We start from the raw sequence: 23,694 nt of genomic DNA, 5'->3' as shown, positions 1-23,694 counted from the left end.
CAACGGCAAGGTCGAACGCTTCAACCGCACCCTGCTGGAGGAGTGGGCCTACGCCCGCCCCTACCACTCAGAGCAAGAACGACGCGCGGCCTTCGGCGAATGGCTGCACACCTACAATCACCACCGCGGACACACCGCGCTGAAAGGCCAACCACCCGCCAGCCGCGTCCCCAACCTCACAGGGCAATACAGCTAGCGCTGCTGGAACTGCGGCCCCTGCGGCGGCAGCCGGAAGGACGGGTCGGGCACCGGCGGAGCCGTGGGCTGGGCCTGCTGGGGGTAGCCGTAGGCGGGGGGCTGCGGATAGCCGTAGCCGGGCTGCTGCGCGGGCTGTTGGCCGGGCGGGGCGGCGGGCGGCGGCGGGGCCTGCTGGGGGTAGCCGTAGGTGGGCTGCGCCGGCGGCGGTCCTGCCGGGGGCGCGGGGGGCGCCGGCGGGTAGCCGTAGCCGGAGGAGGCCGCGGCGGGCTGCGGGGCGGCCGGGCCCCAGGCGTCCTCGCCGTAGCCGGGCGCCGGGGTCGGTGTCGGCGCGGGGGCCGGGAAGGGCTGGGTGGTGGCCCCGGTCGGCGGTACGGGCACGGGCGGCGGCGTGGGGGAGGTGTGCGGCACCTGTCCCTGCTGGGGCCCGGGCGTGGCCACCGTGGCGGCCGAGGCCGCGTCGGGCGTCACGGAACCGGGCGCCACGGAATCGCTCCCCGCGGTCGTGCCGCTCGCCGGGGAGTCGGGGGCGGGCGTCGCGGTGCTCGGACCCGACCTCACAGCGGTGCCCGCGCCGGCGCCCGCGTCCTCGTCGTCGACCGAGATGCCGAACTCGGTGGCGAGCCCGACCAGCCCGGACTCATAGCCCTGGCCCAGGGCCCGGAACTTCCACGCGTCCCCGCGGCGGTAGAGCTCGCCGCAGATCATGGCGGTCTCCTTGCCGGTCTCCGCGGTGACCTCGAAGACCGCCAGGGGCTCGGCGCCCGCCGGGGCCGCGGCGTCGTGGAGCCGCAGGCACAGGTCGGTGACGCGGCCGAAGGGGCCGCCGTCGGCGGAGGCGGCCAGTACCACCCGGTCCACGCCCCGCTCCAGGGCCGACAGATCCGCCTCGACGGTGTCCGTGAGGCCCTCGGGGAGCCGCTTCTTCGGCAGGTGCCGGACCAGCCCGGAGGGGTGCCGGGGCTGGTTGTAGAAGACGAAGTCGTCGTCGGAGCGCACGCGGCCGTCGGCGGCCAGCAACAGCGCGGAGGCGTCCACGTCGGGCACCTCCGGGCCGGGGGTCCAGCGCAGGACGACCCGTACGGCCGTGGCCTCCAGTGGGATGTTCGATCCCTTCGACATCGCGTGCGTCATGGCCGCAATCCTGCCTTCCTCGAGGGGGCGGGGACAACGCAGGGGGTGGGAGGGGACAACACAGGGGGGTGGGCGGGGGTAACGCAGCGGGGTGGGCGGGGGCGAACGCAGCGGGGTGGGAGTGGTGGGGCGGGCCGGCACCGGGGCGCTGACGCGGGCCGTGGGGCGGCGCGGCGGGGTGGAGCGGCGGGGGTGGAGCGGGACACTCCAGCGACTCATATGAGTTACTTGATTTTCACGTACTTGGGGAACTCTTGACCCGCCACTGGACGTACGATAATCGGCCATGCTCAGGGCCGGTACCGACGGTGGAGGGCACCGGTAGGACGGGGATATATATGCAACATTTCAGGCATCTGCCGGAGGGATTGCGGAGCAAGCTGTTCCATCGGCAGCCTGGAGAATTCAGCGCGCACTCCCCGGCGCGCACCCTCGCCGTGGCCCTCGGCGCCACCCTCTACAGCCCCGCCACCCGCCCCCGGCTGGCCGAGGACATCGTCAAACAAGCAGGTCACGGCGTTGTGTCCATGGTCCTGTGCCTGGAGGACTCGATCGACGACCGCGAGGTGGCGGCGGCCGAGGAGAACCTGGTACGGCAGTTCTCGGAGCTCGCCGCGCGCGACTCCGCGGATTCTCTGCCCCTTTTGTTCATCCGGGTGCGGACCCCGGAGCAGATAGCCGACCTCGTACGGCGCCTCGGACCGGCCGTGCGGCTGCTGTCCGGATTCGTACTGCCGAAGTTCACCGAGGAGCGCGGCGTCCCCTTCCTGGACGCCCTGATATCCGCGGAGACGCCCGAAACGGTCGACGCGCTGGACGGGCGCCGGCTCTTCGCCATGCCGGTCCTCGAATCACCCGAACTGCTGCACCTGGAGACCCGCACCGACACCCTCGGCGGCATCGCCCGCACCGTCGACAAGTACCGCGACCGGGTGCTGGCGCTGCGCCTGGGCGTGACCGACTTCTGCTCCGCGTACGGGCTGCGCCGGGCGCCCGACATGACCGCGTACGACGTCCAGCTCGTCGCCTCGGTGATCGCGGACGTGGTGAACGTGCTGGGCCGCGCGGACGGCACCGGCTTCACCGTGACCGGCCCGGTGTGGGAGTACTTCAAACCCCACGAGCGCATGTTCAAGCCCCAGCTGCGACGCAGCCCCTTCCTGGGCCGGGCCGAGGAGGTGCGCGCGGCCCTCATCGAGCACGACATGGACGGCCTGCTGCGCGAGATCGAGCTCGACCGCGCCAACGGACTCCAGGGCAAGACCTGCATCCACCCCTCCCATGTGGCGCCCGTGCACGCGCTGTCCGTGGTCAGCCACGAGGAGTTCAGCGACGCCAGCGACATCCTCGAACCCGAACGCGACGGGGGCGGTGTGCTGCGTTCCGCGTACACCAACAAGATGAACGAGGTGAAGCCGCACCGCGCCTGGGCGGAGCGGATCATGCTCCGCGCCGAGGTGTTCGGCGTGGCGCGGGAGGACGTGAGCTTCGTGGAGCTGCTCAGCGCGGGGCTGCGGGACGTATGAGCGCGGGGGACGACGAGAAGGGAACGGCGGAGGTGACCGGGATGGCGGGACCGACCGGGGCGACCGGCGACGGCGGAAACGGCGACGGCACGGTGTGGTCCGGCCAGTGGGTGGCCGACCGGCTGGGCGTCGGCCTGGACGGCGGCCCCGAGTTGCGCGACCTGCTCGGCCTCGCCCTGCGGCGCAACCCCCGACGGGCCCATCTGCTGGTCTCCAACGTGCTCGGCAAGCATGTGCCGCGGCACCCGCGGACCGTGTACGGCACCGGGCTGGCCCTGGGCCGCCGGGTCCGCGAGCTGCTCGGCGACGAGGCCGCCGCCCGCGCCGTGGTGCTGGGCTACGCCGAGACCGCCACCGGCCTCGGCCACAGTGTCGCGGACGGCCTGGCCCTCGCCCCCTACCTGCACTCCACCCGCCGCCCCGTCGCCGGCGTCCGACCGGTCGGCGGCTTCGAGGAGGAGCACAGCCACGCCACCTCCCATCTGCTGCTGCCCGAGGACCCTGAGCTGCTGGCCGGCAGCGGCCCCCTGGTCCTGGTCGACGACGAGTTCTCGACCGGCAGGACCGTGCTCAACACGATCGCCGCGCTGCACGCGCGCTACCCCCGCGACCGGTATGTGGTGGTGGCCCTCGTGGACATGAGGTCGGCGGCGGACCGCGACCGGCTGGACGCGTTCGCGGCGGACCTCGGCGCCCGCGTCGACCTGGTCGCCCTGGCGTCCGGCACGGTGTCGCTGCCGGACGGCGTGCTCGAGCGAGGGCAGGAGCTGGTGGCGGCGCACGAGGTGCCCGTCGACCCCGCCGGGTCGGAGACCTCCGGCGCGGCGGAGTCCGGGGACGGCGCGGGACGACTCACCCGGGTCGACCCCGGCTGGCCGGTCGGGCTGCCCGACGGCGGTCGGCACGGCTTCACGCCCGCGCACCGAGAGAAGCTGGAGGCCGAGCTGCCGCGGATGGCGGCGCGGATCGCCGAGGCCCTGCCGGCGGCGCCGGCGGCGCAGGCGGCCGCGGACTCGTCGCCGGCCGGGGCCCGCCGGGTCCTGGTCCTCGGCTTCGAGGAGCTGATGTACGCGCCGCTGCGGCTGGCGGAGGCGCTGGCGGACGTACTGCCGGACGGCGTCGACGTCCGGTACTCCACGACGACGCGGTCACCGGTGCTGGCCGTCGACGACCCCGGCTACGCCATCCGTACCCGGCTGACCTTCCCCGCCCATGACGCGCCGGCCGACGGCCCGGGGGAGCGCTACGCGTACAACGTGGCGCCGGGCGCCGACCCCGCACGCCGCTTCGACGCGGTCGTGGCCGTCGTGGACTCGACCGCCGACACCCCGGAGCTGCACGCCGCCGGCGGGCTCCTCGACCGGCTGGCGCCCCACACCGACCAGGTGCTGCTCGCCGTGGTCCCCTCCTACACCCCCCACATCCCTGAAGTCCCGACCGTCCCCGAACGACAGGCCCAGTGATGTCAGAACCGCGCCGTGGACCCCTCCGCGGACCCGACTTCTCCTCCTACGCCCCCGACGACGTCGGCTGGCTGCTCCAGGACTTCTCCGACGTCACCCTGGAGGCGCCCACCGAGGAGCGGGAGGAGGCGATCCAGAGCGGCGGGGCGCACTACGCCGAGTCGCTGCCCGTGGAGTACCAGCCGAGCGAGGCGTACCAGGCGCTCTTCCGCTCCGCGCTGGACGCCTCGGCCACCCGGATCGCCCGCGCGGTCGGCACGGTCACCGAGACCGTGCTCGCCGAGCGCTCCCCGCGTCCGGTGCTGGTCTCGCTGGCCCGCGCGGGCACCCCGGTCGGGGTGCTGATGCGCCGCTGGGCGCTGCACGCGCACGGCCTGGACCTGCCGCACTACGCGATCTCGATCGTGCGCGGCCGGGGCATCGACACGGAGGCGCTGCGCTGGCTGGCGGACCACCACGACCCGGCCGATGTGGTGTTCGTCGACGGCTGGACCGGCAAGGGCGCGATCACCCGCGAGCTGGCGGCGGCGGTCGCGGAGCTCGCCGCCGAGGGCCTGGACGGCTTCGACCCGCGCATGGTCGTGCTGGCCGACCCCGGCCGGTGCGTGCGGACGTACGGCACCCGCGACGACTTCCTCATCCCCTCCGCGTGCCTGAACTCCACCGTCTCGGGCCTGGTCTCACGCACCGTGCTGCGCGCCGACCTGGTCGGCCCCGGCGACTTCCACGGCGCGAAGTTCTACCGCGAGCTGGCCGAGGCGGATGTCTCCGGGCTGTTCATCGACACGGTCGCGGCCCGCTTCGACGACGTGGCCGCCGACGTCGCGCTGGAGGTCAAGGAGCTCGCCGCCGCCGACCGCACCCCCACCTGGGAGGGCTGGGCCGCGGTGGAGCGGATCAGCGAGGAGTACGGCATCCACGACGTGAACCTGGTCAAGCCCGGTGTCGGCGAGACGACGCGGGTGCTGCTGCGCCGGGTGCCCTGGAAGATCCTGGCCGCCCCGGGCGCGGGTGCCGACCTGGACCATGTGCGGCTGCTCGCCGAGCAGCGCGGTGTGCCGGTGGAGGAGGTGGAGGGCCTGCCGTACTCGTGTGTCGGCCTGATCCACCCCCGCTATACGAGGGGAGCCACCGGGGCGGACGGCAAGGCCGTCGCCGCGGCCGGGCGAGAGGCGGCGGGGGAATGACCGTGCTCATCGCCAGCGACCTGGACCGGACCCTCATCTACTCGTCGGCCGCGCTCGGCCTGGAGATGCCGGACGCCGAGGCGCCCCGGCTGCTCTGCGTGGAGCTGTACCAGCACAAGCCGCTGTCGTACATGACGGAGACCGCCGCCGGCCTGCTCGCGGAGCTGGCTCGCACCTCCGTCTTCGTGCCGACCACCACCCGCACCCGCGAGCAGTACGCCCGCATCCACCTGCCCGGCCCCGCCCCCGCATACGCGGTCTGCGCCAACGGCGGCCACCTGCTGGTCGACGGCGAGCCCGACGTCGACTGGCACCGGGCCGTACGGGGCCGGCTGGCCGCCGACTGCGCCTCGCTGGAGGAGGTCCGCGGCCACCTCACCGCCACCGCCGACCCGGCGTGGCTGCTGAAGGAGCGGGTGGCCGAGGACCTCTTCGCGTACCTGGTCGTGGAGCGCGAACTCCTGCCCGAGGGCTACGTCAAGGAGCTCACCGACTGGGCCGAGCCGCGCGGCTGGAACGTCTCCCTCCAGGGCCGCAAGATCTACGCCGTCCCCAAGCCGCTCACCAAGAGCGCGGCCATCGCCGAGGTCGCCCGTCGCGCCGAAACCGGCGAGGTCCTCGCCGCCGGCGACTCCCTCCTCGACGCCGACCTCCTCCTCGCCGCCGACCAGGGCTGGCGCCCCGGCCACGGCGAACTCGCCGACACCGGCTGGGCCGCCGAGCAGGTCACGGCCCTGACCGCCCGCGGCGTCCAGGCCGGCGAGGACATCGTCCGCGCCCTCGCCGAACGCGCCTCGGAGACCCGGGCGCGGGCGCGCAGCGAGGCGGTGATCCGGGCGGTGTCGCGGGGGAGGGCCTGACCCCCCGCCACGTACGGTCCGCTACGCCACCAGCCCCCTCGACCGGCCTAGGGTCGTCCGTGGGGGCTTCGCGTTCACCGGCCCACGGCGGCAGGGGCAGCGGCGGGTGCGTCGTCGGCCTCGAGCCGGCGGCCCGTTCACCCCGTCGAGACGGGGTTCGAGTACCGCCACGGGGTAGCCACTTCGGGTCGAACCACAGACAGGAGGGCACCGAATGATCCTCTCGAACTGTGACCACGACTGGGTCCAGTGGAGCGGCAAGAGCCGCTGCCGCAAGTGCGGAGAGACGTCAGGTTGATCCGTCGCACGTCACGGGAGCCGGTCTCGCCGGCTCCCTTCCCCGAATCCCGGAGCGAGGACGTCATGACATCCCGTATCACGTGGCATCACTTACCGGCTGTGGTCCAGGAGGCGATCGAATGGCACACCGGGCCGGTCGTCCAGGCACGCTCCATGTCGCACGGTCTCAACTGCACCGTGGCGGCTTCCCTCACCAGCCCGGCCGGGAGAACCTTCATCAAGGGCGTTCGCCTCGATGACCAGGCGGGCGGGGCGCAGCACCAGTGGGAGGTCGACCTCAACCCGTACGTGGCGGCGGTCTGCCCGCGCCTGCTGTGGCGTGTGGCGGTGGGCGGCTGGGACGTGCTCGGGTTCGAGTTCGTCGAGGGCCGGCACGCGGACCTGTCGCCCGGCTCGCCCGACCTCCCGCTGGTCGCGGAAGCCCTGCGCCTCGCGGGCGAGCTGGAGCGGCCGCCGCACCTCGCGCTCCCCCGCTTCGCCGACCGCTGGGCCGACCACCTCGACCATGCGGACCTCGACCTCCTCCTCGGGGACGCCCTCCTGCACACCGACACGAACCCGCACAACATCCTCGTCGGCGCGGGCCGCGCCTACCTCATCGACTGGGCCACTCCGGCCCGAGGCCCCGCCTGGGTGGACGTGGCCCACACCGCCGTACGGCTCATGGAGGACGACTGCCCGCCCGCCCAGGCCCGCGCCTGGGCCGCCGCCTTCCCCTGCTGGACGACCGCGGACCGCGATGCGCTGCGCGCCTTCGTGAGGGCGAACTGCCGCTCCCTCACCGCAGCCGTCGGCGAGACCGGTGCCAGGGAGAGCAACGCCCGATTCGCGGCGCTCCTCCGCTAGTCCGGGGGCCGCGTGAGCCGACTTCCTCCGTAGGCCGACCGAAGCCGTCACCGATGCCGAGCGTGGCCGCGGCCGTGCCGGCGGTGCTTGACCCCGCACAAACGACTGAGCAAACGACTGAGGAGGAAACCCATGAAGGACACCACCTGGAGCCGGGTGGAGCGGCTGCGCGTCTGGCTGGATGAGCACTCCGACCCGGCGACGGCCGGGGACGCGAAGCTGTGGCGCGTACTCAAGATCGGCGAGGAGTTCGGCGAGGTCGTGGAAGCCATGCACGGCGCTGTGGGCGCCAACCCCCGCAAGGGCCCGAGCCACACCTGGGACGACGTCCACAAGGAACTGTGCGACGTCATCGTCACGGGCATGGTCGCGCTCGCCACCTGTACCCCGGACGCCGAGAAACTGCTCGACGACCACCTCAGACACCTCGTGGCCCGGACGATGCCTTCGTGACCCGCACCCGTCGATCGCTCCCATCCGGCAGCGAAAGAGCCCCGTACCGATCTCGGTGCGGGGCTCCGTTGCCGGTCAGGCATCCCAGGACGAGCCACGGAAGGGCCGCAACTGGTGTCTGACCGCTGCGCACACACCAGGCCCTCCAACGGTGTTGGTGGGTGGCCTGGCCGCGTACAGGACGTGCCTACGGGAAGGGCCCACCACACGCTGTCGCCTGAATGACGGTGAGCGGGCCTGAATGAGACGGCCGCACTCCTCACCGTCAACACCGGAGACGACCCTCGCCGGGCAGCTAAGCCACCGTCGCCCGTGGAGCTAAGCTGCCCCGTGTCGCACCGTACGCATGCCTGAGGCGGGCCCCTGTGCGTCCTCGAGCGGGAAGGTTTCGTCTTCCCCGAACTCCGCGGCCTGGAAGGGGTTCGTCGTGGGAGGCGGCGATGCGGCCGAACAGCGGGGTTGCCCTTCCAGAGCGGAAAACAGCGACGTCAGATCGATGAGAGGTCTCCCTTTCGTTGCAGGTCCCTGAAGGGGCCTGGCGTGCCGTGATCGGGCACAGTGGTCTACAGCTTGGTCATCTTGGCGTACGGGCTCAAGATCCGCATTGGCGCCGAGCCGAAATCCACGAGCGCCGCGATTCCCTCCTCGATGCCGATCACCCGGCCGAGGCCGTACATGTCATGTGTGACCTGGTCGCCCAGAGCGAAGTCCTTGGGAACCGGTGTGACCGGGGCCTTGAAGGGGCTGGTGGGCAAATGACGCTTCGGTGCAGCAGGCTTAGTCATTGTCCTCAGTATGCGCCTACGTGCGTCCCGTTCGCTGTGGCCGCCGGCACAGACCCGGTACGGACAGCCCGAAGGCCGTTCTGGGACGTAAGTGGCACGGGGCCTCGGCGCAGTTCCCCGAGCCGAAAAAGATCAAGGCCCAGGTAACTGGTTTCACACCGGTTGACCTGGGCCTTTGCCGTGTTCGGCGAGGGTGGGCACAGACGGATTTGAACCGCCGACATCTGCTTTGTAAGAGCAGCGCTCTACCGCTGAGCTATGCGCCCTGGGACGAAGAGACAGAGTACATTGCCGCCACCCAGACTTCGCAATCCGGCCAGCGTGCGCTGATGGGCCACCGGGGCGGGGGCCGCCCTGGTGGTCGGGCCGTCGGGCCGCTGGTTTGTTCGGGGCGGTGGGAGAATGGCAGCCGGGTCTGGGGCGATCTTGGCGATCTAGCGGGAGAGGTCGGTAGAGGGTGGTGACGGGGACACTCGTGCGGGCCGTGCGGGCGCTGTGGACGGGGCGGTCCGTGCGCCGTCCCGGGGGCCGGAGTGCGGTGCGGGAGGTCGCCGGCGTGGTGCTGTTGCCGTTGCCCCTGCTGGCCGTGGCCGTCGCGGCGCTGCCGGGGGCCTTTCCCGGGGGCGGGGCCCGGCGGTGGTTCGGGGGGCGCGGGGAGGGGCAGCGGGCCGAGGCGCAGGCGGCCAAGGACGCCGCCGCGGCCGCGTTCTACGAGCTGGACACCGCGCAGCGGGAGCTCCGGATCTCCATCGAGACCATCAACGCCGTCGACGACTCACCCGCCGCGCGCAAGGTGATCGAGGACTTCGCCGCCTTCGGGAGGCGCGTCGACGAGGTCAGTCACGCCTACATCACCGCCGTCGACGCCCACGACCTCGACCGGGACGACCTGGACGGCGGCACCGCCGCCCGGGCGCGGACGGAGCTGGCGCGGGCCAAGGAGGAGCTGGACCGGGTCCGGGCCGAGCTGGAGCGGTTCGGGGAGGGGCTCGGGCCGCTGCTGCGCCAGGCCGAGAGCCGGCTGGCCCAGCTCGCGCCCGCGGTGCAGCGGGCCCGCCAGGCGCTGCTCTCCGCCACCCAGGCCTTGGACGCCGTACGCGCCTCCGGGCTGCGCGCCGACGACCTCGCCGCCCGGTTGGCGGCCCTCTCGCCCGAGCTGACCAAGCTCAACCAGGGCGCCGGCCAGCACGGCGTACAGGAGACCATCCGGCGCGCGGACGACGTGCTGCGCCGCGCGGAGGCGGTGCGCGGGGAGGCCGAGCGGCTGCCCGAGCGGGCGGCGGAGACGGACCGGCGGCTGGTCTCCCTCCGTACCCGCGCCGAAGCCATCAGCACCCGAGCCGCCGGCGTCGAACCCGTGCTCAGCGAGCTGCGCCGGCGGTACAGCGCCGCCTGCTGGCAGGACCTCCAGCCCGTTCCCGAGCAGGCCGTCCGCGATGTCGCGCTCGCCCAGCAGAAGCTCAAGGAGGCTCAGGCCGCCCGCGACGCCCAGCAGTGGGCCGACGCCACCGCCCGGCTCGCCACCGTACGGGCCCTCCTCAACACCACCGACGAGGCCGTCTCCGCCGCCGGGGACCGGCTGCGTCGCCTGGATCGGGTCTCCTACGACCCGCAGGAGGAGATCGAACGCACCCGCTTCACCATCCGCGACGCCCAGCGGCTCGCCATGGACGGCCGTTCCACCCCCGAGCCGCGGCACGCCCGGCCCCTCGACGCCGCCGTGGAGCGGCTCGACCGCGCCGTCGCCGGCCTGGAGGGCCGCCACCCCGACTGGTGGCACTTCCTCACCGAGCTGGAGGACCTACGACAGGCCGTCGGCCGGGTGGTCCAGGACATCCGCACCGAGCGTGGGGCACAGAACGCCGGACCGAACGCCGGACAGAACAGCCGGCGGTGATCCCCGCGGGGCCTGGCCCCTCGGGGCCCGGGGAATCTTCGGTGGCCACGCCACGCCGTGTCCCTGTGATCCGGGGGCCCGGCCGCCCCCGCCCGCCCGCGTACCTGTTGACCTGCGACTCCCCTCGTTATGCTGCCTCTCATGCCTCGCTACGAGTACCGCTGCCGCGCCTGCGGGACGACCTTTGAGCTGAACCGGCCGATGGCCGAGTCCTCCGCCCCCGCGGCCTGCCCCGAGGGCCACGACGACACCGTCAAGCTGCTCTCCGCCGTCGCCGTCGGCGGCACCGCCGCGCCGCGCCCCGCCTCCGGAGGCGGGGGTGGCGGTGGGTGCTGCGGAGGCGGGTGCTGCGGCTGACCGCCCCTCCGGACGGCCCCTTCCGACCACCCTCCGGTAGGCCCCGGTCTTCCAGGAATCCGCCGTCCCGCGGTTTCGTCCGCTCCGGTTGAGGCACGCGCAGCCTAGGCGGATCCTTGAAAAAGGTCCGTTTCAGTCACCTCCGCAACGCGCGACGCAACCGCATCGCGACGCAATCGCATAAGGAGGCCGGACATGGCTACCGCAGGCCACACCCTTCCCGGCGGCACCCACCCCGGGGGCACCGCGCGCAACTGGCCCGAACGGGTCGGGGTGCGCACCAAGCTTCAGGAGCATCTGCCCGTCGACCACAGGCTCAGCAAGGTCTACCGGGTCGGCTCCGCGCTCACCGGGCTGGTGCTGATCGCCTTCGGCGTCTTCGGGCTGCTCGACAAGGTCGGGTTCTTCGACACCCGCGGTGACACCGTCGCCGGGCTGAACACCAACGGCGCGCTGAGCGTGCTCTCCATCGTCATCGGCCTGCTGCTGTTCGTCGGGATGATCATCGGCGGCAACTTCGCCTCGACCCTGAACATCGTCGTCGGCTTCGCCTTCATCCTGAGCGGGTTCGTCAACCTCGCCCTGCTCGCCACCGACTACAACTTCCTCGCGTTCCGCATCCAGAACGTGATCTTCAGCTTCATCGTCGGGCTGATGCTGATGTGGTTCGGCATGTACGGGCGGGTGAGCGGCAGCCTTCCGCACGACAACCCGTACTGGCGCAACCGCCACCCCAGGCAGGCCGAGCGTGAGGACCGCGTGGACGCCCTCTCCCGCGCGGCCGTCCTGCGCGAGGAGCTCAACGAGACCACCCGGAACGACACCTACGAGCAGAAGCTGGCCCGGTGGGAGGTCGCCCCGCGGCGCCCGGCCCGGCGGTAGCCCCTCCGGGCAGCGGCCCGTCCAGCCGCCGCCGTGGCAGGCCGCGCCGGTGGCAGGCCGTGGGTCGGTACGGCGCGAGCCCGTCCAGCCGCCGTGACAGGCCGGGGGTCGGCCCGGCGCACGCGGACGCTAGCGCCTGCGCGCCAGCGTCACCCCGTCCGCCACCGTCAGCAGCACCGCGTCCATCCGCGCGTCCGCCGCCACATGGTCGTTGAACGCGCGGATCGCCGCGGGGTCGCCCGTCGCCTCCGGGTCGACGACCCGGCCGCTGAAGAGGGTGTTGTCCGCGACGATCAGCCCGCCGGGGCGCATCCGCGGGACCAACTCCTCCCAGTACGCGACGTAGTTGACCTTGTCCGCGTCCAGGTAGACCAGGTCGATGTGCGGCTCCTCGGGCAGCGCGCGCAGGGTGTCCAGGGCGGGCGCGACGCGCAGGTCGACGCGGTCCGCGACGCCCGCCTTCGCCCACGCCTCACGGCCGTACGCCGTCCACTCCTCGGAGATGTCACAGGTGATCAGCGTGCCGTCCGCCGGCAACGCCTGGGCCATGCACAGGGCGGAGAAGCCGGTGAAGGTGCCGACCTCGACGATGTGGCGGGCGCCGGTCAGCCGGACCAGGAAGGCCAGCAGCGGGCCCTGCTCCTCGGCGGACAGCTTGACGGCGACCTCGGGGAGCCGGGCGCGGGTGGCGTCGACGAGCTCACGCTGGACGGGGTCCAACGGCGGGTTGTGCGCCAGCACGTACCGGTACAGCTCGTCCGTGATCGGCACCCACTTGGACTCGGTCATCACACATCCCCTGAGCTCGGTGGTGAGCGGTCAGCTCCCCAGGTAACGCAGTACCGCCAGCACCCGCCGAGAGTAGCCCGAACTCCCCTGCAGTTCGAGCTTCTCGAAGATCGCGGCTATGTGCTTCTCCACCGCGCTCCGCGACACGTGCAGCCGCTCGGCGATCGCGGCGTTGGTGTGCCCCTGCGCCATGGCGTCCAGGACGTCCCGTTCGCGCGGGGTGAGCCGGCCCAGCGGGTCGGTGTGCGTGCTGCGCACCAGGAGTTGCCGCACCACCTCCGGGTCGAAGGCGGTCCGGCCGGCGGCGACCCGCTCCAGGGCGTCGAGGAACTCGTCGACCTGCACCACCCGGTCCTTGAGGAGATAGCCGATGCCCTCGCCGGCCCCCGTCAGCAGCTCGGTGGCGTAGCGCTTCTCCACGTACTGCGAGAGCACCAGCACGCCCACCCCCGGATGCGTGGCCCTGATCTCCAGCGCGGCGCGCAGCCCCTCGTCGGTGTGGGTGGGAGGCATCCGGACGTCCACCACGACGGCGTCGACGTCCGGGTGTCGGGCCACCTCCGCCAGCAGCGCGGTCGCGTCGCCGACCGCGGCCACCACCTGGTGCCCCTCCTCGGCGAGCAGCCGCACCAGGCCCTCGCGCAGCAGGGTCGAGTCATCGGCCAGGATCAGTCTCATCGGGTCTCACTCATGCTCTCTCTCGTGGCCTCGCGCAAGGAGTCGCCCCAGGGGTCCGGGAGGTCGTGGAACGCGCACGGCAGCTCCGCCGTCACGGTGGTCGGCCCGCCGCGCGGGCTCAGCACCCGCAACGTGCCGTCGAGCGCGGCGACCCGGCGGGCCAGGCCCAGCAGACCGCTGCCCGTGGGGTCGGCGCCGCCGATCCCGTCGTCGGTGACGCGGACCAGCAGCGGCCCGCCGGCGAACCCGGGACCGGCTCCCGCGCTCAGCGCGACGGTGATCCGCGCCGCCCCCGAGTGCTTGATCGCGTTCGTCACCGCCTCGGACACCACGAAGTACGCCACCGTGCGGACCGCCGTGCTCGGCTCCGCCGGCAGGTCGTAGTCGAGCCGCACCGGGATGACCGACCGCTCCGCCACCGTCTCCAGCGCCGCTCGCAACCCGGCGTCGTCCAGGGCGATCGGATAGACGCGCCAGGCCACCTCGCGCAGGTCGGTCAGGGCCTGGCGGCTCTCCTCGTGAGCCTGGGCCAGCAGGGTGCGCACCTTCTCCTCGTCCTGGCTGCGGCGGGCCCGGCCGAGCAGCATGCCGAGCGCCACCAGCCGCTGCTGCACGCCGTCGTGCAGGTCCCGTTCGATGCGGCGCCGCTCGTCGTGCACGGCGTCCACCACCCCGGCCCGGCTGGTGGCCAGCTCCTCGATCCGGCGTTGCAGCGCCTCCTGCTGGCTGGGCCCCAGCAGGTGATGGACCAGCCTGCGCTCCAGAGCGGCCACGCCCACCATCCCCTGGAGGGAGAGGAAGAGCAGGAACAGGCCGCCGAGCGAGGAGAAGGAGAGCGTCAGCCACTTGTGGGCCGCCATGATGAACCAGCCCCAGATCAGCAGGGAGCCGTAGAAGACGCCGGACACCACCGACATCAACACCAGGCCGCCGAGCAGACCCAGCGCCGAGCGCGCCGCCACGTACCGCAGGGCCTGGCGGTTCGAGTAGTCAGCCGCGGAGCGGTGGTTCAGGAACCGGTCCAGCCGCCAGCGCTCCAACTCGGTCAGCTGCCGCGCCCTCGCCGCCACCGGCCGTAGCACCCGCTGCCGGGCGCGCGGCCACGCGGTCACGCACAGCAGGGCCAGGCCCGCCAGCGCGCAGAACACCAGCCCCACGACGGCGGTGCCGACACCGATCGTGAGCCCGGCCGTCAGTCGCCATCCTCGCCCGATCCATCCGTGCCGTCGCACCCACCCCCGCATGGCACGCAACGCTAACGGCTTCCGTACCCCTCCCACACTGCGGTTTTCCGCAGGTTGCGGCTGTGGCGCGGGCCCACCAGGCCGGCGGCCCTCTGGTCCCGCCCGCTCACGTCAGCCGGGCCACTTCAGCGGTCACTTCAGCCCGGTCACTTCATCCGGGGGAGATAGTTCTCGTAGCGCCACCCCGAGCCGGTCCTCACATACGCCCCGTCGTGCCAGGGGGCCGGGCCGGTGGCCGCCGGACAGTGGGAGCGGCCCAGAACCACATGCCCTGGCAGCGGTTGCACCAGCGGAAGCCCGCGCTGCTGCCGGCCACGGCGGGGGCGGCGGAGACCAACGCGGCCGCGCCGAGCGCGGTGGTGCCGACGGCGAGGGTCCCGCCGATGAGGCGGCGGCGGCTGAGCCGGCCTGTGTCGTGATCGTGAGCCACAATCCCCTCCTTGGTCAGGGTCCTTGGCACCCTGCCGAGGAGACGCGCGGCCGCCGCGGCCGGTTGGGGCGCGTACGCGCGTCGCGGAGGGCGCGTGGAGGCCCGAGGGCGGGCGCCGGAACGAGCGCGCGCCGGGCCCGTCGGGGACATGGCGTGCGACGTGGGGTACTGTGGCCTTCCCCGTAGGAACGGCCCAGGAGGTGAGACCCATTAACGCAGTGTCAGGCGGGGTGCTCTCGACTCGCGGCCGTACGGTCGCACCGGTATAGGTGACCGGGAGGGCGCCCTTCGGTGATCCGAAAGGTTTCCGTGACCCTCTCTTCAGATTCTGTTTTCTCCTCCGTTCTCTCCGTGCTCCGCTCCACCGTCGTCGACAGGCTGCGGGCCGCCGGCTGTGTCTTCGCCGAGGACGAGGCGGAGTTGCTCCTCTCCGCGGCGGCCTCACCCGCCGAGCTCGACGCCATGGTGGACCGGCGCGTCGCCGGCCGGCCGCTGGAACACGTCCTCGGCTGGGCGGAGTTCTGCGGGCTCCGGATAGCGGTGGATCCGGGGGTGTTCGTCCCGCGCCGGCGGACCGAGTTCCTGGCGCGTCAGGCGGCCCGACTGGCCGGCCGCACCGAGGGCGCCGTGGTCGTGGACCTGTGCTGCGGGTCCGGGGCGGTGGGGGCGGCGCTGGCCTCGCACCCCGGGGCGCGGCCCGTGGAGCTGTACGCCGCCGACATCGACCCCGCGGCGGTGCGGTGTGCGCGGCGGAACCTCGCTGGGCTCGGCCGGGTCTACGAGGGTGACCTCTTCGACGCACTGCCGGGGGCACTGGCGGGACGGGTGGACGTGCTGGTGGCCAACGCGCCGTATGTTCCGACGGAGGCGATAGAGCTGTTGCCGCCGGAGGCGCGGATATACGAGGCCCGGGTGTCCCTGGACGGGGGCGAGGACGGGCTCGACGTGCAGCGGCGGGTGACGGCGGAAGCGCGGCGGTGGCTGGTCCCCGGCGGGTATCTGCTGGTGGAGACGAGCGAGCGGCAGGCACCGCGGACGATGGCGGAGTTCGCCCGGAACGGCCTGGTGCCGCGGGTGGTCGACTGTGAGGACCTGGACGCCACCGTCGTCATCGGACGCCGTGAAGGCCCGACGACCGATCTCGGGGCGAGTCCCTCCACCGAGCGGTAGAAGCCCTTCGGCGCGCCACCGCCCGGCGGTCGGCTCCGGTGGCGCCCCTTCCGTGTGGCGTGCCTGCGGCGCCCGGGGGACACGCCGCCGGCCTCCCGCGTGTCGCGTCCGCGATGAGTTTCGCCCTCCGCTGGAGTCTGACCTGGTGCAGCACTGACGACGACCAGAAGGAGCCACGGCCATGGCCACGGTGTCACTGACGGAATTCCTGTCGCTCGACGGGGTGGTACAGGCGCCCGGTGGGCCCGACGAGGACACCAGCGGAGGCTTCGAGTACGGGGGCTGGCTCGTGCCCTACGCCGACGAGGACATGATGCGGATCGTGGCGGAGCGGTTCGAGACGGCGACGGGGTTCCTGCTGGGGCGGCGTACGTACGAGATCTTCGCGGCGTACTGGCCGCAGGTGACCGACCCGGCGGACCCCGTCGCCTCGCGGCTCAACGGCCTGCCCAAGTACGTCGCGTCCACCACTCTCGACCGGGTGGAGTGGCAGAACTCCACGCTGCTGGAGGGGGACGCGGCGCGGGCGGTGGCGGAGCTGAAGGAGCGGCACGAGGGGGAGTTGCAGATCCACGGGAGCGGGACGCTGGCGCGGTCCCTGATGGCGCACGATCTCATCGACGAGTTCCGGCTGTGGGTGTATCCGGTGGTGCTGGGGACGGGGAGGCGGCTGTTCGAGGACGGGGCGGTGCCCAGCGCGCTGCGGCTGACGGACTCCCGGACGACCGGCGCCGGGGTCGCCGTACTGAGCTACGAGCTCGCCGGGCGGCCCACCTTCGGGACCTTCGAGCTGGACGAGCAGTAGCCGCGGGGCGTCCGCCGCGGCGGCACGGGGGCGAGCGCAATGATCCGGCCGAACTGCGCGCCCCCGGCGGGCTCCCGGCGGGCTCCCCCGGGCGACGCGCTGTGTACGCGGCCGACCGCGGCCGCGCCGGCGTGGCGCCCTCCGCCACGGGCCGGGTGGCGGCGCGTACCTCCGGCATATGGGTCTGTCACCGTCACGGGAACGGCTGTTCGTAGCGGGGCCGAGGGGTGAGGTGGCCGAGGCCGTCCGACGGGCGCCGTGGCGGTGGACCGACCTTCGCGCGGACGGCCGCCGGGGGCGGCGGTCGGGGCGGGTGTGTCGCCCGCGTAACCGGGGCGGGCGGCCCCACCGCATCGATGTGGCCACCCTCGACCGAGGGTGGGCTTTCGTTGTCAGAGCCTGCCCTTAGCCTTGTCCCATGTTCCCGTCATCCCTGGCTCCCGATGCCGTGCGCCCGGCCGCCGAGGCCGTGTGCTCCGACGCCGAGCATGCCAATGAGGAGATACGCGCCTTCCTGCGGGCGCGCCGGGCCAGGCCGCTCCTGCCCGAGGAGCGGGTGGAGTACACGCGGCTGCTCGGGCTCTACCTGCGGGCGGTGCGGCGCGAGATGGCCCTCACGGCGGCCGCCTGACGCACGCTGTGACCGGGCGCCAGGTCGCGTCCGGTCGCCCGGGTCACACCGGTCACCTCGTAGCCCCGTCACCCGATGGGGGAGCGCCCGTAACGGCCGCGACCCGACGTAGCGGATGTCGCGTACGGAACGCGCCCATGGCGGGCGATGCCGTCACGGGCGTGGCGCATATGCGCAATCGCCTTGCCGTACCCGTCGGTCGCGACGAACGTTGTCGGCGCGGGCGCGGCCGGCGTGCCCGTACCCGACTGGGACCGGAGGCGCCATGGGAGCCCATGTTCCACCCGTCGTACCACCCGCCGAACCAGGCGTCGTGCCGCCCTATGAGGTCGTCGGCGACGGACCGCATCCGGTCATCGCCGTGCACGGCTGGTTCTCGGATCGCGCCGCGTACGCCGCGGTGCTGCCGCACGTGGACCGGCGGGCCTTCACCTACGTCCTGCCCGACCTGCGCGGCTACGGCGAAGCGCGCGACATGGCGGGCGCGTACACCACCCGGGAGGCGGGCCAGGACCTGCTGGCGCTCGCCGACCACCTCGGGTGGGACCGGTTCTCCCTCCTGGGCCACTCCATGGGCGCCGCGGTCGCCCAGCGCGTGGTGGCCGCCGCGCCGCAGCGGGTGCGGCGGCTGGTGGGGGTGGCGCCGGTGCCCGCGTCCGGAGTGCCCTTCGACGACGACCAGTGGGAGCTGTTCGTCGGCGCCGCCGAGCGCCCGGAGAACCGCAGGGCGATCATCGATCTGACCACCGGTAGCCGCCATCCGGACGCCTGGCTGGACCTGATGGTCCGACACTCGCTGGACAACAGCGACGCGAAGGCGTTCCGGGCCTGGCTGGACTCCTGGGCGCGGGAGGACTTCCACTCCGAGATAGAGGGCGTCACCGTCCCGGTGCGCGTGGTGGTCGGAGCCTATGACCCGGCGCTCACGGCGGAGGTGATGCGGCGGACATGGCTGCGCTGGTACATAGACGCCGAACTGGTGGAGCTGCCGTGCGCCGGACACTACCCCGCAGACGAGACGCCCCTGGAACTGGTGCGCGCGATCGAGGACTTCCTGACCGCGGACGCGATCGACGCCGCCGATGCCGCGGACGCCGTGACGGCGGTGGGGCCGACCGCGGCCACCCCGGTCGACGGCGTGGCGGGCGCGGCGGAGCCGCGTTAGCTCACGGTGCCGGCGGCGGGCCCGGCGGCGGGGCCGTCCGTCGGACCGGGGACCGTCGGAGGGGAGGCCGTCGGAGGGGAGGCGGGCCCGGCGGCCGGATCGGCGGCGGGGCCGGAGGCCGGGGCGGACGCGGGCCCGGAACCGGGGCTCGACGGAGCGTCGGAGGCGGGCTCGGACGGGGCGTCGGACGCCCGCTCCGCCTCGCTCTTCCGGTAGTCCGGGAGCAGGGTGTTCACGATCCGGTCGACATAGCCCTCGGTCTCGTCGATCCGCGGTATGCCACGCGCCTTGAGCACCGCGTTGGGGCCGGCGTTGTACGCCGCCAGGGCCAGCTCGGTCGGATCGCCGGCCACGTCCTCGACCACCTTGTACAGATGGCACATGTACCGGGCCTGGGAGGGGATGGCGTCGGCCGGCTTCCAGATGTCGGCCTTGCCGTCGCCGTCCCCGTCCCGGCCCCACTCGGACCAGGTGACCGGCGCGAACTGCGAGATGCCCTGGGCGTGCCCGGAGTCCGCGTCCTCCCGCCAGCCGCTCTCCGCGTCGATCTGCGCGGCCAGCAGCGGCACGCTCAGCTGCGGGCAGGTGCGCGCGGCCGACTCGATCATCGGCCGGTACTCGTCCGGGATGGTCGGTAGTCCGGGACCGGAGAAGAAGGTCTTCCACACGACGACGCCCGCCGCGGCGGTCAGCACCAGCGTGCCGCCGCCCGCGATGACGGCGGTGCGCCGGCCCCGCCCGCTCACCGGGCCGCCAGGGGGCGGCTGGACTGCAGGCTGGGAGTCGAGGTGAAAGTCCGCATGGTGGGACCGTAGCCGGAGATCCTGTTTATCTGAAATCGCCCTGTTCGCCCCGTAGTCGGTCGTCGCTCCCGCGCCATGGCAGGTCCTACGAGGCTCCGTGCTGGGCTGCCTGCCGCGCCTGGTCTCCGACGCCCGGCCGCTTCACGAGGAACGCCGCACCCGCGCCGGCCAGGAACAGGGCGGACACCGACACCGCGGTGCCCAGCCAGGTGGCGCCCAGCCAATGGCCGCCGAAGTAGCCGAGGGTGACGCTGTAGGCGGCCCAGGCCACGCCGGCCACCGCGGACCAGGGCAGGAACTGTCCGACCCGGTAGTGCGCGGCCCCGGCGCTCAGGCTGACCACCGAGCGACCGGCGGGGGCGAAGCGCGCCACCACCATGAGCGGGCCGCCGCCCCGCACCAGGGCGGAGCCCAACTTCTCCTGGGCGCGGGTGAGTCTGCGCGAGCGCGCGATGGCCCGGTCGAGGCGATCGCTGCCGCGCGAGGCCAGTCGGAAGGCGACCATGTCGCCGACGACGGAGGCGGTGGCGGCGCACACCACGAGGCCCAGCATCTCGGGAAAGACGCTGCCGGCCGCCCGGGCGCTGGCCGCGCCGACCACATCGGCGGTGGTGCCGGCGACCGCCGTGGCGGCGGTGATCACGAGGACGCCGCTGGGCAGCACGGGAAGGAAGACGTCCAGAACAACCGAGAGCCCGATCACGGCGTAAATCCATGGGGTATTGATCAATGACCCCACATGCTCCAACAACGTCTCTCCCGGTCCCGTTCCCCCGCCGCGATGTCGCAGCGAGAGCGGCAGGAGCGGCCTTTACAGCCGTACAGCGTACGCCTGTGACTGAAGAGAATACCGAGCAGGGGGTGATGATGTTGTTCGAATCACGTCATGCGGGACGTTCTCGTCCCGCATGACGTGATCCACGCCTCATCTGAGGGGCGTTCGGGGATGATTCAGGCGTGTTTCACACCCGGGACGGCTGGCGCTGCGCCTCGTTACCGGCGGTCGCCGCGCGGGAGTTGCCCAGGAGTCGGTCCACGGCCAGCGGGCCGGGGCCGGTGAAGACCAGGAGCAGCAGCGCCCAGCAGAACATGGCGGACGCCTCGCCCTGGTTCTGGATGGGCCAGAGCTTCTCCGGCTGGTGCTCGACGAAGTAGGCGTAGGCCATCGAGCCGGAGGAGATGAACGCCGCGCTGCGGGTGCCCAGGCCGATCATGACCAGGCCGCCGCCGACGAGCTGGATCACCGCGGCGTACCAGCCGGGCCAGGTACCGGCGTCGATGGTTTTGCCGGTGCCCATGGCCCCGCCGAACCAGCCGAGCAGCGAGGCGGCGCCGTGGCAGAAGAAGAGCAGGCCGACGACGATCCGGAACAGCGACAGCACGTACGGCCGGGTGGCGTCCAGGCGCTCGGTGAGCGGCTGGAACGGGTTCGAAGGGGAAGACATGGGACGTGCCCTCGTTTCAGGTCGGGGACGGGAAGCGCGAGGTTGCCAGGTTAGGGTCGCCTCATATTTTGTTGCAAGTTCAAGTTCATGCCATTCTTACATCGGGCGACGAGCTATGCGCTGGGTGATATCCGTGCAGATGGTGGCCGGTGCCCGGCTTCCGGCGGCCCTGGACTCGCCGGTTCCGGCCACGACGACCCGTGTGGCAGAGCCCCGTCCGCGGTCCGACGGGACCGGCATGGCATCAAGCGGTCCCGCCCCTCGCGGTCTCGCCCGCCTCAGTGGTAGCGGACCCGGGTTCCGTGAGGGTGACACGCAACACGGCCCGCGCCACCGCGTCGGCGTCCGCCAGCGTCACCGAGTTCACCCCGGGTCGGGCGCCCGCCGCCGTCACCCAGTGCACGCCCTCCGTCGGCACCCCGAGGGCGAAGCGACGCGGGTGCGGGCGGCCGGCGGCGTCGATCAGGTGGTACGGGCTGGGCGTGACGTCGAGCCCACCGGTCTCGTAGCCCTCGGCGCCGCCGGGCACGTCCCGAAGGTTCGGCTCCCGGCCCGACGGGTCATGGCGGGACGGGGCGCCGCCAGGCGGGTCGTCGTGGAGGTTCAGCTCCCGGTCGAGGTCCGGGGCGACATCGAGGTCCCGGGCGCGGCCCGGCACCCGGTGCGGGCGGCAGCCGCCCGTCCGCAGCAGGTCCGCCAGCAACTCGTCCGCCGTGCGCCGTAGGTCCGGCTCCGGCAGTCGCGCCTCGATCAGGGTCGTCGCCCGTACGGGGGCGCCCGGCACCCGGGCCGAGCGGGCCAGGAAGCCGGGGCGCTCGTCGGGCCCGCCGGTGTCGATCTCCAGCTCCGGGCCGAGGACCTCCACCACCCCCGCCTCGATCAGCGCGACCAACTCCTCTATCCGGCGGCGCGGCGGCCCGATGGAGAGAAAGGCGTTGAGGGGCGTGTACCAGCGGTCCAGATCGGCCCGCCGGGACGGCCCCGGCAGCCCGCCGTGGTCGACGATCTGCCGCAGTTCGTTCCGCAGGTCCCGCAGCACGTCCAGGGCGGCCTTCACCGGCCCCGCCACATTGCCCAGCCGGGCCTGCGCCACATCCCGGCGCAGATGGTCCAACAGCCAGTCGCGGAACTCCGTGGGCCCGGCGAACCTCCGCCGCCCGTACGGCCGCGCCAGCTCCTCCCAGGACCATCGTTCGCCCGCGCCGATCCCGTACGCGTCGAGCACCGCCGCCTCCTCGGGGCCGCCGGGCGGGGTCGCCAGAAAGCGCCCACGGAATCCGGCGCCGGGCGTACCGGGTGCGCCCGCCGGGCCGCCGGCGGAGGTCGCGGACGCGCTGGCGGCGGAACGACGGGCGCGGGCGGCGAGCAGCGCCTCGTAGTAGACGGTCTCGACCTCCTTGGCGACCAGCGGCCAGATCTCGGCCCGGAAGTCCGGCGCGTCACCGGCCGTCGCCCGCTTCCGGAAGAGGGCGATCACCTCCGGGGTGAGCAGGACGGGCCGGTGCCGCCCGCAGGCGCCCTTCGCGTTGTCGCCGCGGGCGTGGTACGGGATGCCGCGCCGGGAGCCCGCGTACAGCCGGGGTTCGCGGCCCGAGGCGCGGTAGACCAGCGTGCCGTCGGCGCCCGTGGCGAAGCGCCCACCGCGACCGGTCGTCAGCAGCGCCATGTGGTCGAAGAAGTTGAGCCCCAGGCCGCGCAGCAGCACCGTCTCGCCGGGGGCCACGGCGGACAGGTCGAGGTCGGCCGGATTCCCGGGCGGCAGGTGGCGCAGCCCGTGGGCCGCGGCGTAACCGGCGAGCCGCCGCTGCTCGGCGTCGGAGGCGGTGGGCAGATGGCCCTGCGCCAGGACGACCGCCGACAGGCCGGTCAGCCGCCGCCCGTCGTCCAGGGTGAGCGCCTGCGCGCCGTCCGACCGTTCCTCCAGCCGTACGGCGCGTGCCGCGTGGGTGACGACCGTCAGCCCCTCCGGCGCGGTGCGCACCACCTCCGCGAAGACCCATTCCAGATAGCGGCCGTACAGCGCCCGGGGCGGGTAGTCGTCGGGGCCGAGCGCCGACCCCCGCGCCGCGCACCACTCGTACAGGCTGGGGCCGGGGCGGATCGGACCGGCGCACTCGACGCTGGCGTCGGTGAAGAGGGTCACCTGCGAGGCCACGGTGTTCATCAGCAGCTCGGCGGACTGCGCGGTGCGCCAGACCTGGCCGGGGCCGGGTGGGGCGGGGTCGATCAGATGCACGGTCAGCCGGACACCGGGCGCCAGCGCGGGGGCGGAGGCGCATATGCGCTCCAGCACGCTGGTGCCCCTGGGGCCGGAACCGACGACGGCGATCTCGTGCTGAACTCCGGGCGCGGGGCGGGCTCCGGCCAAGGTGACGTCTCCCGGGGGCAGCTGAGGGGCGGACGGACGAGGCGCTCGCGTCGGCGGACGCGAGCACACGGCCGTACGCGGACGGGCACACGGAACAACCCGGTCATCGGTGGTGACCGGTTGTCACGGGACGGGCGCGCCCCATCATGCCCGGCGTGCCCGGAGAGTCCAGACCCTCGGCGAAACATCCGGCCCGGGTGTGGGAGGGATCACTGCCCGACGGCCCTCGGGGGCCGGCCCGCGGACGGGTCGCGCGTTCCTTCCTCGCTCGCCGCCGGACG

General features: G+C 73.2%; 24 protein-coding genes and 1 tRNA gene. 14 read left to right on the top strand and 11 right to left on the bottom strand.

Annotation, left to right across the window (positions count from 1 at the left end; genetic code table 11):
- On the top strand, nucleotides 1-196 hold a 196-nt coding region (locus CD790_RS25190; protein WP_144385609.1), incomplete at its 5' end, for an integrase core domain-containing protein.
- Here the strand turns inward: CD790_RS25190 and CD790_RS25185 are convergent.
- The gene (locus tag CD790_RS25185) at nucleotides 193-1,329 is read right to left on the bottom strand and encodes a TerD family protein (protein WP_144385608.1); all 1,137 of its coding nucleotides are present in this window, start codon (nucleotides 1,327-1,329) and stop codon (nucleotides 193-195) included. The genes CD790_RS25190 and CD790_RS25185 overlap by 4 nt on opposite strands.
- A 338-nt stretch (nucleotides 1,330-1,667) precedes the next feature.
- Here CD790_RS25185 and CD790_RS25180 point away from each other — a divergent pair, with 338 nt between their 5' ends.
- The 6 genes from CD790_RS25180 to CD790_RS25160 all read left to right on the top strand — a co-directional run bounded on the left by CD790_RS25180 (nucleotide 1,668) and on the right by CD790_RS25160 (nucleotide 7,964).
- Nucleotides 1,668-2,855 carry an HpcH/HpaI aldolase/citrate lyase family protein gene (locus tag CD790_RS25180; protein ID WP_144385607.1) on the top strand — a complete coding sequence of 396 codons (1,188 nt, stop codon included), beginning with the start codon at nucleotides 1,668-1,670 and terminating at the stop codon, nucleotides 2,853-2,855.
- Between the two features lie 41 nt (nucleotides 2,856-2,896).
- The gene (locus CD790_RS36985; protein WP_399218190.1) at nucleotides 2,897-4,318 is read left to right on the top strand and encodes a phosphoribosyltransferase family protein; all 1,422 of its coding nucleotides are present in this window, start codon (nucleotides 2,897-2,899) and stop codon (nucleotides 4,316-4,318) included.
- Nucleotides 4,318-5,505, top strand: a complete 1,188-nt coding sequence (locus CD790_RS36980) for a cysteine protease StiP family protein (protein ID WP_399218189.1) — start codon at nucleotides 4,318-4,320, stop codon at nucleotides 5,503-5,505. The genes CD790_RS36985 and CD790_RS36980 overlap by 1 nt, the downstream gene beginning before the upstream one ends.
- Nucleotides 5,502-6,365 (top strand): HAD family hydrolase, encoded by an 864-nt coding sequence (locus CD790_RS25170; protein ID WP_144385606.1) that lies wholly within the window; start codon nucleotides 5,502-5,504, stop codon nucleotides 6,363-6,365. Before CD790_RS36980 ends, CD790_RS25170 begins: the two co-directional genes overlap by 4 nt.
- A gap of 363 nt (nucleotides 6,366-6,728) precedes the next feature.
- Nucleotides 6,729-7,511 carry a phosphotransferase gene (locus CD790_RS25165; protein ID WP_260867865.1) on the top strand — a complete coding sequence of 261 codons (783 nt, stop codon included), beginning with the start codon at nucleotides 6,729-6,731 and terminating at the stop codon, nucleotides 7,509-7,511.
- Between the two features lie 132 nt (nucleotides 7,512-7,643).
- Nucleotides 7,644-7,964: a MazG-like family protein gene (locus CD790_RS25160; protein WP_144385605.1), complete on the top strand. Its 321-nt coding sequence runs from the start codon at nucleotides 7,644-7,646 to the stop codon at nucleotides 7,962-7,964.
- Nucleotides 7,965-8,527: 563 nt separating this feature from the next.
- On the opposite strand, the gene CD790_RS25155 is transcribed toward CD790_RS25160, so the two are convergent.
- Nucleotides 8,528-8,749 (bottom strand): hypothetical protein, encoded by a 222-nt coding sequence (locus CD790_RS25155; protein WP_144385604.1) that lies wholly within the window; start codon nucleotides 8,747-8,749, stop codon nucleotides 8,528-8,530.
- Nucleotides 8,750-8,943: 194 nt separating this feature from the next.
- Nucleotides 8,944-9,015 (bottom strand) — tRNA-Val (locus tag CD790_RS25150).
- 293 nt (nucleotides 9,016-9,308) lie between these two features.
- Here CD790_RS25150 and CD790_RS25145 point away from each other — a divergent pair.
- The 3 genes from CD790_RS25145 to CD790_RS25135 all read left to right on the top strand — a co-directional run bounded on the left by CD790_RS25145 (nucleotide 9,309) and on the right by CD790_RS25135 (nucleotide 11,885).
- The gene (locus CD790_RS25145) at nucleotides 9,309-10,646 is read left to right on the top strand and encodes a hypothetical protein (RefSeq protein WP_399218194.1); all 1,338 of its coding nucleotides are present in this window, start codon (nucleotides 9,309-9,311) and stop codon (nucleotides 10,644-10,646) included.
- Nucleotides 10,647-10,787: 141 nt separating this feature from the next.
- Nucleotides 10,788-11,003, top strand: a complete 216-nt coding sequence (locus CD790_RS25140) for a zinc ribbon domain-containing protein (RefSeq protein WP_144385603.1) — start codon at nucleotides 10,788-10,790, stop codon at nucleotides 11,001-11,003.
- A gap of 195 nt (nucleotides 11,004-11,198) precedes the next feature.
- A complete protein-coding gene (locus CD790_RS25135; protein ID WP_144385602.1) occupies nucleotides 11,199-11,885 on the top strand; it encodes a DUF4383 domain-containing protein in 687 nt (228 codons plus the stop codon).
- Between the two features lie 129 nt (nucleotides 11,886-12,014).
- Here the strand turns inward: CD790_RS25135 and CD790_RS25125 are convergent, their stop codons facing one another.
- The 4 genes from CD790_RS25125 to CD790_RS25110 form a co-directional block, all read right to left on the bottom strand.
- Nucleotides 12,015-12,674, bottom strand: a complete 660-nt coding sequence (locus CD790_RS25125) for an O-methyltransferase (protein ID WP_144385600.1) — start codon at nucleotides 12,672-12,674, stop codon at nucleotides 12,015-12,017.
- 30 nt (nucleotides 12,675-12,704) lie between these two features.
- The gene (locus tag CD790_RS25120; RefSeq protein WP_186319218.1) at nucleotides 12,705-13,352 is read right to left on the bottom strand and encodes a response regulator transcription factor; all 648 of its coding nucleotides are present in this window, start codon (nucleotides 13,350-13,352) and stop codon (nucleotides 12,705-12,707) included.
- Nucleotides 13,349-14,596 (bottom strand): sensor histidine kinase, encoded by a 1,248-nt coding sequence (locus tag CD790_RS25115; RefSeq protein WP_144385599.1) that lies wholly within the window; start codon nucleotides 14,594-14,596, stop codon nucleotides 13,349-13,351. The genes CD790_RS25120 and CD790_RS25115 overlap by 4 nt, the downstream gene beginning before the upstream one ends.
- Nucleotides 14,597-14,792: 196 nt before the next feature.
- Nucleotides 14,793-15,026 carry a hypothetical protein gene (locus CD790_RS25110; protein ID WP_144385598.1) on the bottom strand — a complete coding sequence of 78 codons (234 nt, stop codon included), beginning with the start codon at nucleotides 15,024-15,026 and terminating at the stop codon, nucleotides 14,793-14,795.
- A gap of 351 nt (nucleotides 15,027-15,377) precedes the next feature.
- Here CD790_RS25110 and CD790_RS25105 point away from each other — a divergent pair, with 351 nt between their 5' ends.
- The 4 genes from CD790_RS25105 (at nucleotide 15,378) to CD790_RS25090 (ending at nucleotide 18,797) form a co-directional block, all read left to right on the top strand.
- Nucleotides 15,378-16,196 (top strand): putative protein N(5)-glutamine methyltransferase, encoded by an 819-nt coding sequence (locus CD790_RS25105; RefSeq protein ID WP_260867864.1) that lies wholly within the window; start codon nucleotides 15,378-15,380, stop codon nucleotides 16,194-16,196.
- A gap of 181 nt (nucleotides 16,197-16,377) precedes the next feature.
- Nucleotides 16,378-17,001, top strand: coding sequence for a dihydrofolate reductase family protein (locus tag CD790_RS25100; protein WP_144385596.1), 624 nt, complete (start codon nucleotides 16,378-16,380; stop codon nucleotides 16,999-17,001).
- Nucleotides 17,002-17,419: 418 nt separating this feature from the next.
- Entirely contained in the window at nucleotides 17,420-17,632 is a 213-nt protein-coding gene (locus tag CD790_RS25095) for a hypothetical protein (protein WP_260867863.1), read from the top strand.
- A 265-nt stretch (nucleotides 17,633-17,897) separates the two neighbouring features.
- Nucleotides 17,898-18,797 carry an alpha/beta fold hydrolase gene (locus CD790_RS25090; RefSeq protein WP_144385595.1) on the top strand — a complete coding sequence of 300 codons (900 nt, stop codon included), beginning with the start codon at nucleotides 17,898-17,900 and terminating at the stop codon, nucleotides 18,795-18,797.
- On the opposite strand, the gene CD790_RS25085 is transcribed toward CD790_RS25090, so the two are convergent.
- The 4 genes from CD790_RS25085 to CD790_RS25065 all read right to left on the bottom strand — a co-directional run bounded on the left by CD790_RS25085 (nucleotide 18,794) and on the right by CD790_RS25065 (nucleotide 23,413).
- Entirely contained in the window at nucleotides 18,794-19,543 is a 750-nt protein-coding gene (locus tag CD790_RS25085; protein ID WP_260867862.1) for a lytic transglycosylase domain-containing protein, read from the bottom strand. The two genes, CD790_RS25090 and CD790_RS25085, sit on opposite strands and share 4 nt — an antisense overlap.
- Before the next feature lie 142 nt (nucleotides 19,544-19,685).
- On the bottom strand, nucleotides 19,686-20,351 hold the full coding sequence (locus tag CD790_RS25080; protein WP_144385594.1) for a DedA family protein: 666 nt from the start codon (nucleotides 20,349-20,351) through the stop codon (nucleotides 19,686-19,688).
- Nucleotides 20,352-20,562: 211 nt separating this feature from the next.
- Nucleotides 20,563-21,045 carry a DoxX family protein gene (locus CD790_RS25075; protein WP_144385593.1) on the bottom strand — a complete coding sequence of 161 codons (483 nt, stop codon included), beginning with the start codon at nucleotides 21,043-21,045 and terminating at the stop codon, nucleotides 20,563-20,565.
- Nucleotides 21,046-21,289: 244 nt separating this feature from the next.
- Entirely contained in the window at nucleotides 21,290-23,413 is a 2,124-nt protein-coding gene (locus tag CD790_RS25065) for an FAD/NAD(P)-binding domain-containing protein (protein WP_260867861.1), read from the bottom strand.
- Between the last annotated feature and the right edge of the window lie 281 nt (nucleotides 23,414-23,694).

Origin of the sequence: Streptomyces sp. SAJ15, assembly GCF_007595705.1 — a bacterium.
Taxonomy (GTDB): Bacteria; Actinomycetota; Actinomycetes; order Streptomycetales; family Streptomycetaceae; genus Streptomyces.
The sequence above is the reverse complement of the archived record's forward strand: the minus strand, read 5'-3'. Positions and strand labels throughout refer to the sequence as shown.